Source organism: Bacillus sp. GMs2/2 (genome assembly GCF_050172095.1).
In the GTDB taxonomy this organism is placed as follows: domain Bacteria; phylum Bacillota; class Bacilli; order Bacillales; family Bacillaceae_G; genus Bacillus_A; species Bacillus_A cereus.
The window spans coordinates 1-8,399 of record NZ_JBNLYE010000175.1 but is presented as its reverse complement, the minus strand read 5'-3'; the positions used below and the strand labels follow the sequence as shown (position 1 = coordinate 8,399).

The window sequence follows — 8,399 nt, the reverse complement described above, 5'->3', positions numbered from 1 at the left end:
CTTTTACGATTGAAATTATTGAATCCCTTCTGGTAACTTAATTGAATCAAACTTTTCATATGAATCAATCTTTATACTCACAACTGCATCCAATTTTTCCTTATCTGTACTAGCTTTTTTATCTGAGTTACTTTCACTCACTTTTATAGTTGTTCGCATCTCTTCAAATTTATAATCTTTTGTTATTATATATTCAATGTTAAACGCATCCATATTAAATCCTTCCGTTAATTTTTTCATATCTCCATTAATTTTTTGTAACGTATCTACCGCTTCTTTTCCCTTTAATTCAAGTGTAAGTTTATATGTGTCTCCATCTTTCTTTGCTTTCATTTTCTTAGCCAAAGCTTCCGGTAAATCTAACTCATTAAGTAAATTTTTACTGACCATTACATCATTTACATTAAATTGATCATTAGGTATCGTAACTAACTCTCCTGTATCAGGGTTTTTCACTTGAGCAGCGACCTTTCCATCTACTTCATACGTTACAATATCTGTACCACTTATTTTCATTTCAGCTCTAGAATTCTTCAGTTTCGGCTCCATTTGTATTTTCATTTTAATTTCTTCTGATTGGCCGCTCCCCTTCATTGACATAAGAGATGTCAATGTAAGATATTCCTCTTGTTTTAATCCGTCAGCTGCTTTTTTAAAAATATCTTTCGCTACTAACTCTTTTTCTTTTTTTACAGATACTGTTTTAGGTCCACTTGTTTTTTCACTGCTACAACCAGTTGTTAAACCTACTATTAGCGCCAAACTAGATATTACAACCATTTTCTTCATACTGATTCTCCCCATTTCCCACTTAAAAATATTTTCATCCCATGTATAGTAAATCAACTGAAATAAATATATATACAATAATTATTTAACCTCTAAACGAAACCAGTTATTCAATCCGTATACTAATGTAACTAAAGCTCCTATCACACCAAAAACAACAATATTTATACCAATTGACGAACCAAATAAAACAGCCATCATTGACACCATCAGTAATAGCATAGCAATACTATTTATCTTAATTTCTACTACATCGCCATCCTTTACTTTCTTTTCTTTACTTCCAAAAAAGAATTGTTTTACTTTAATATTCGCTTCATCTAATTCAAAAGGAAGCGTATATTCTTCGTTATTCTCAAGTTTCATTACTACTTCGTTATCTACCTTTACAGCAACTCTTGCTGCTCCTCCCATTACCCCTGTTGCTCTTATTACTTTAATACTCATGCTAAATCTCCTCTCCCCCTATGACTTCTCCATGTCATTCATTTTTGTAATTCTTCTCTTATGAAATCCTTGAATATAAAACAAAAAATGTATTTGTATGACACCGAAATCTTTTACGCTATACACCCATTTCTCGTTAAACAAAATATTCCAACAGAAATTATAACAAGTTCCTGCAAATTTTTTTGTCAAATTTTGTCGCGTTTACAAAAAAAGAGACTCTTACATATAGTAAAAGTCTTTTCTATCATTACCGTGGCTGTAACGTTAACATTTTCCCTTCTATTCCCGCTGTATTCAGTGTAGTCGTATGATAAATCATCTATTTGATCATGATACCAATCCCTTCTAAAAGGATAAAAATCCTCTTCCCCCTAATTCGCTTCTATTATGAAAGAACCTTTTGAAACATTGAAAAACCCCCTTCATTTTCCTACCAATGAAGGGGGTTTTTCTTATCGTTCGCTACGCCAACTTTCATTATGCCCAAGATTTGAATCTGTCGCTACTTGCACATCATATAACATTTCACTAAAGAAGCGTTTATCTACTTCTTTTGGTACAATGCGTCTTTCATCATCAATCTCATCGTATTCATATGAACCACGATTCACTGTACCTGCTTTATAAAATTGAATGTCAAATACACATACATCTTCTTCATCTTCATAACCAATCGGCGCTCCGCTAAATGACAATTGCACGCCTAATCCGGTACGAGTATCTTCTTTGTAAAATGTATAATACACACCGCCATCTTGAACAGACCCACGGATCCATCCAAGCTTCGTCATCTTACCGAATAACGAACGACCATTTAGTAAAATACCGCCAAATCTCTCAATAGCACTCTCATCATTCTCTTCTACTACAAACACTGGACGCTCAATTTGTAGGAACGGCTGAACAATTCCCGCACTTTCTAATTGCTCTTTCCATAATTCCTTCTCCGCCCCAGACAATTCTAACGGATGAACGAAACCAATAACAGTGCCAGATGAAAGTTCATAACTCTTCCCGTCAATTGTACAGAACACGCCACCTTCTGCATAACGGAATGCCTTCAGCAACTTCCCTTCCTTATACTCACCCCAAATGAGTGAAATAGAAAATTGCTTCATAATTGGATTATCCATAAATACAGACTTCCATGCATTATGTGACCAATAACGCTTTAATGAAAGTGCCGTTTCCAATCGTTGTTTTTGCATGGAAAGAGTATTTCGGAGTTCCTTCTTTAAAGAGGCTAATTCTTTTTTAGCCTCTTCAGCCTTTTCTACATCATCTTTTGCATTCGGCTTTGGAAGTGACTTCATACGTTTTCCTTCTTCTGTCTCTAATTCAATTTTTGACTCTGTAGTTAAAATGGCAGTAAAACTTCGATTCCCGAAATCAATTATTTTTTCACCATGTATAGTATAGCCGAGGTCCGGCACCAATTGATCTTCCAGCTCTTCCTCTGTTATACCACGTGTTTTCGCAGCAAGACTTAGCGCTTCTTTTGCTGCATTACGTACTTGCTTATGTTTATATTTAAATGCTATTGCATGAATAGACATAAGTGCAAGCTTAGATGAAGACAAACCTAAAGCACGAACGGCATCCGCTGCTATCTTTCCTCTCATTTGAAGCACCCATTCATCAATTTGCTTTATAAGTATGTCGACCATTTTGTCGTCACTATACATTCCGTATAGCGAAAGAATTCCACGTTTCTTCACATCTGCGTCTTGAGAAATCCATATTTGATATATTGTTTGCACATATTCTTTTAAGTCCTCTTCATTTAAAGCTCTACCAATTACTTCTGCTGTTTCTTTCTTCTCAATAACAGCATCTGAAATATACTGTTGTAGATAGGCTAACGGAATTGCAGCTTCAGCAATTTCATCAGAGTCACGTAAACGGATTTGTGGCTCATCCCCAATCAATTGCAGAAGTGAATTTCTTGTTTGTTCAGTTAAAATACGTGCACATAGTTCTTCTATCTTTTCTTCCTCCGTTTGAAATAAAAACGAGAATTTTCCTGTGAAAGATTCATTTTTACTTTCTTGCAAAGCTTCCTGTACAAGTTTCGTATATTTTTCAAGCTTATACTCTATAAGTATTTTCATCACATTTTCACGAACAATTTTCTTTTTATTATGAAGTTCAACTGCTACATCTGCTGCAGCTTCTACATCTTTTGAAAGCAGTTTAACTACAGACTCACGCATTTTTTTAGATGAATCTCCTAAGCTTTTAATTAAAATTGGACGCATTTTAATCATGTTATCCTTTGCTAACTCTTCTAAAATATATGCTTTGGCCACAGCAGAATACTCATCAAATCGTTCAATGATGTACGCTTGTTCTTTTACAATTACACAAACAAGCGCTTCCTTCGCCTTATTTCGCTCTTCACTGTAGCATGCAGCTTCTTCAACTGCATAAGCGATAAGCTTTTCCTTACTTAATCCATACGAAAGCAGATCTTCTAATACTTGTTTCGGTTCTACTCCTCTGACAGAACATTCGTAAAGAAGTTCGTATAAATTAACACTATCTTCATTTCCAAACTGTAGTGTAAGTACAGCTTCCCTCTTCGCTACATCATCTATATCCCAAAGAAGCGCAACCTCTAACACCGGCATACCCCAATACATACTTCTATATTTCGGATTTTTAAGTATTTGCTCCATATCCTCAAGTGACAATTTCCCTAGTAAATAATCACGATATGTATCCCGCACTGTAGACAATTTTATTTGCAAAGCAGCAACAAAAAATTCTTCTCGCATTTTCCCTATATTTAGCTCATATCCTTTTTCAGCTAACGTTCGTGCGATGATGAGATAATTCATTTTACTTACATATTGCAAAGTACATTGAATAAATTCAGGATCTTCCTCCAACATAAAGCATAGCAATTCATATTCATACGTCTTACAAAAATCCTCACTATTCAAATCATGTTGCCTTAGACGATGCGCAAAAAATCGTTCCTTAGAAATCCAAAACTGTGTACAAAAACTTTGAATTTCTTCATATGTTTCTCTATTTACACTACCAGTTTTTTTGTAGTTTTGAGACTGACCGAGAGTGTGACACATATAACGTGTTGCATAGTTTATAAAACCCCAAACATTTTTCTTCGCCAATATTTCAATATATCGCCTCGCAACATTCGAATATTTATGAACACAAAATAATAGCCGCCAAATATGTTCCGGTAAATTCCCACCTATAAATACTTCACTATCATCTTTACCTTTTAAATACCGTTTAACTGCTTCAACCTTTTCCTTTTCCCCTAGCAGTTTCAATATAAATTCTGTATGTTCTTCTAACCTCTCATTCAATAAAGAACTATATGTACGAAACTTTTCATAATCTACATCAAACATTACAAGAAGTAATGTTACTTGCTGGTTAGTTGGTAAAGTATGTAATTGTCCCTCTATATAGTTCGGATTCTCTCTTGTTAACTCTCTAAGAAAAACATCTGCTTCATTCACATAACTTGAAATACTGGATAAATATTTACATGCGATTGCTACAAGTTTGTCCAAAGGAAGTGCACTTTTTTCTAAATAAATCTTCATTTTAGAAAAACTGACATGCGCAAAACGGACTACAAGAACATTTAATAATTGCTCCTCGAGTATATGGTAAAATAATCGAAAAAAATCCGGATCTTGTTTATGCACTTTCCTAAAATCGTTTATAAATCGCTCCGCAAAATCGCTTCTTTTTTGATCACGAATTGTCGTTAGTTGAATATCTTTTAAAATCTCTTCTTCTTTTGTCTGTAAATATCGTTGTGATAATTGTTTCTGTTCTTCTGTCATATTAATATATTGAAACAACTCAGATGTACTAGTAGTCAAACTTTGTACCCCCCGCATCTTTTTATCTATTATAAAAATACCCTTATTTAATGGTAGTATAGCATAAATCTCACAAAAACGAACATACATTCTATGTTAAGTTAATGTAAATTAAAATACACTACTCAAAATACATTTCCTTCTCTCTAAACTTCCCATTACGCACTTCTCCCCACTAAAATCCTTTAATTTTTCACTACACCAATTCCTCAAAATCCCCTTCACATAAGCTAACGTTTTCTTATTATTTTCAAACGCAATTTTAAGTACCTCTAACACTTTCTCTCCAGAAAGTCTTTGTATCCAATTCTTCAATTCCTTCACAATATATGAGGATAAACTACTAATATTTTGTTCATAAAACTTATAAACTTCACTATTTGGAACGTCCTCTTCTATGGTTTCCACCTCTATCTCTTCCGCTTCTTCTTTCTCTTCAATAACTACTTGTGAACTACTATTATCCTCTTCTTTTGGCATACCAAAATGCTGCAATAATAATGGAATCTTGTATTCTTCTTCAAGGCATTTACGTAAAAATATATGTATGAACTCATTACTTTTTATAGTCTTTAACTCACGTAATACGCACTTCTCCACATTCGTATTTGAAATAGGGTTATAGTGTAACCAATTTATTATGAATACCTCTTTCGTTTCCGTATCATATAAAATCTTTCCATACTCAACAAACCTGTTTAGCAACTTCTCAACAGTCTCCATACTATAACCTGTTTCAAGCTCTGCCACACGCTTCGGTAATATGTAAATACCACATTGCTTCGTTTTCGTACCAGTTAACAAATATATGTAAAAATAACGCTCCTCTGGCGTTAAATCTAATATGAATTCATCTTGCCAAAAGTTCACCTGCACATTACGGTATACCGCCATATGTTTCCCTCCACTCTTTGCTAGTAAATAGGAAAATTTTAATCCTTCATTATAAAGATAGGCATGTGGGAATGGTTTTGGCATTCAAATTACAATTTTTTTACTACTACAACGCCGGTTTCATTTTTTCGCGCTTGTTTTGTTCTTGTTCTTGTTCTTGTTTTTGTTTTTGTTTTTGTTTTTTCTTAGTGATTTATTACTTGGTAGGGGCTTATGAGGGGCTTGGAAGGGCATTCTACATTACAATCTATCAAATACAATTTGTTCTTCCTACTAAATAGGAGCTATTCCAAATTATTATTTTGGATAGCTCCTTTCAAATTCTTCTTATTTTTTTACTTCTACCAATGTCAGCTTCTACATACAATTTCTTCTGCTATTTGTGGGCAGTAAAACTCTCATTTCAAAATTTGGTGAATAAACTGCTTGATTGCAATGCGAGTGGCCCTCACTGATTAAAGTTTCCTTTTATTTTTGCATTGAATCTAACATCTTCACAATAAAGGCAGCCGCCTGACCACGAGTTGCTGTGCCTCGAGGATCAAACTCATTATTTCCAATACCATTAACTACCTTTAGACTGTATAATCGTTGAACCGATTCTTTGTATGCTATTAAATGCTTATCTGTAAATGGTAATGCTACTAACTCACCTGTAATTCCTTTATATCGTAATGCTTTGTCAATCATAATAGATACTTCTTCACGAGTAATTGGTGAGTTAGGATCAAAAATCCCTTCACCACGACCATTAATAATTCCTGCACTTGCACAACGTTTAATACCGTCATGAAGTGATGGATGTGCCTCATTAATATCTACAAATGACTTATTTCCCTCTGGTAGTTTAAGAGCATTCGAGATTAATTTCGCAAACTCCGCTCTCGTTACATTTCGATATGGAGCAAATACACCATTGCCTTCGCCTTGCATAATACCTAGACTGTTTAATTTACGAATATGCCCTTCAAACCAGCCACCTGTAATATCATCTTTTGGTTTTTGTACTTCTTCCTTAGGCTTTTGTACTTCTTCCTTTGGTACATTGTAGTTAATTTTAATCCAACTTGGGTCATAGAAAATCCATTCTCCATTACCTACTTTATACCAACCATTTTTAACGGCTAATACTTTGTAACGATCTCCGTTTGAAGCTTTACGTACAACACGATGTTCAATACCCGCATCACTACGTACATTGATGCCACTACCATTTACCACTAGTTCCATGCTAGGTTCAGCTGGATTATTTTCATTTGGATTAAATGAGTCATTTTTATCTTGTAAAGGCGTATCAATCTGCGCATTTATATTTGCATACCACTGAATTCCTTGTACGAAACCAGCCCAATTACCACGTGAAATTAAAATGTCAGGACATTTTTTCCCGCTCCATTGTTGATGCTTGTAAATATGATCTGCACCAATTCCTTCTTTGTTCATTAAATAACCTGCAAGTCGTTTTGCATTTTCTAACGCTTTATTGTAATCACCGTCTTGGTTAACCGCAATCTCGATACCGATAGACTCCCTGTTTCCTGAACCATCTCCATCTCCTGCATGCCAACCATTTTCATTTGTTGGTAAGTGTTGATAAATTTGTTTATCATCTACAGTAAAATGCCATGAAGCTGTTCGGAAAGTGCCTTCAGTTGCTTGCTTGTATAAATATTTCGCATGATTTTCAGCATTAGCACCAGCAGCTGTATTTGCGGTCTCATGGATTGTAATGTAACGTGCTTTCATCGGATTTGCAGGACGAATATCAGGGTTTCCTGCTGGAACAATCCACTCCACAAATGGAACTCCTGCAAGTGTTCCATATTTCTTCGTACTCTGTGCACTATATTGAATACTTCTTGGCTTTGCAACAGGTTTCATTTGACGATCAGATCCATCATTTCGACCATCTACAGATTCAAATGCCTTTTCAATGTTTGAAATAGCTTCCTTTTCTGCTACTTGTCCCTTCTTAGCATCTTGCATTTTGTTTAATTCTTCTGTTTCATCATGTTTATGCTTATATTCTTCTAAAAGCATTTTTTCATTTTCAGATACTTCTGCTTCGTTAATTTGTACATGATCAGGAACTTCCAACTTGAAATTAGAATAATTTAATCCGCTCGTTCCGTGTTCTCCTTGGGCAATATTAAGTTGATCAGTTTGAGATTTGTTGATCTCTTCTGCTGATGCTGATAAAGGTGCGCTCCCTAAAATCACTAGACTTGTTGATAGTGCGATTACTTGTTGTTTGATTGTCTTATTCATTATTATAATAAATACATACACACTCCCACCGTGTATGTATCTCAACCTCCCTTTATTGTCACATTAATTTTTAAAAATATGAATCTACTATGTGCTCCCAATATATTTTCTTTTTATTTATATATTTAAATT

General features: G+C 34.5%; 5 protein-coding genes. All 5 read right to left on the bottom strand.

Translation table 11 applies throughout. The features are described from left to right. Positions 1-15: 15 nt before the first annotated feature. The 5 genes from ACQGS6_RS18775 to ACQGS6_RS18755 all read right to left on the bottom strand — a co-directional run bounded on the left by ACQGS6_RS18775 (position 16) and on the right by ACQGS6_RS18755 (position 8,267). Positions 16-789, bottom strand: coding sequence for a DUF6612 family protein (locus tag ACQGS6_RS18775; protein ID WP_000738991.1), 774 nt, complete (start codon positions 787-789; stop codon positions 16-18). Between the two features lie 81 nt (positions 790-870). Next, positions 871-1,236, bottom strand: a complete 366-nt coding sequence (locus tag ACQGS6_RS18770) for a hypothetical protein (RefSeq protein WP_000025026.1) — start codon at positions 1,234-1,236, stop codon at positions 871-873. 455 nt (positions 1,237-1,691) lie between these two features. Further along, positions 1,692-5,105: a DUF4132 domain-containing protein gene (locus ACQGS6_RS18765; RefSeq protein ID WP_326318584.1), complete on the bottom strand. Its 3,414-nt coding sequence runs from the start codon at positions 5,103-5,105 to the stop codon at positions 1,692-1,694. Positions 5,106-5,216: 111 nt separating this feature from the next. Next, a complete protein-coding gene (locus ACQGS6_RS18760; RefSeq protein ID WP_074625235.1) occupies positions 5,217-5,999 on the bottom strand; it encodes a DnaD domain-containing protein in 783 nt (260 codons plus the stop codon). Positions 6,000-6,467: 468 nt separating this feature from the next. Beyond that, entirely contained in the window at positions 6,468-8,267 is a 1,800-nt protein-coding gene (locus ACQGS6_RS18755; RefSeq protein ID WP_142238169.1) for an S-layer homology domain-containing protein, read from the bottom strand. Between the last annotated feature and the right edge of the window lie 132 nt (positions 8,268-8,399).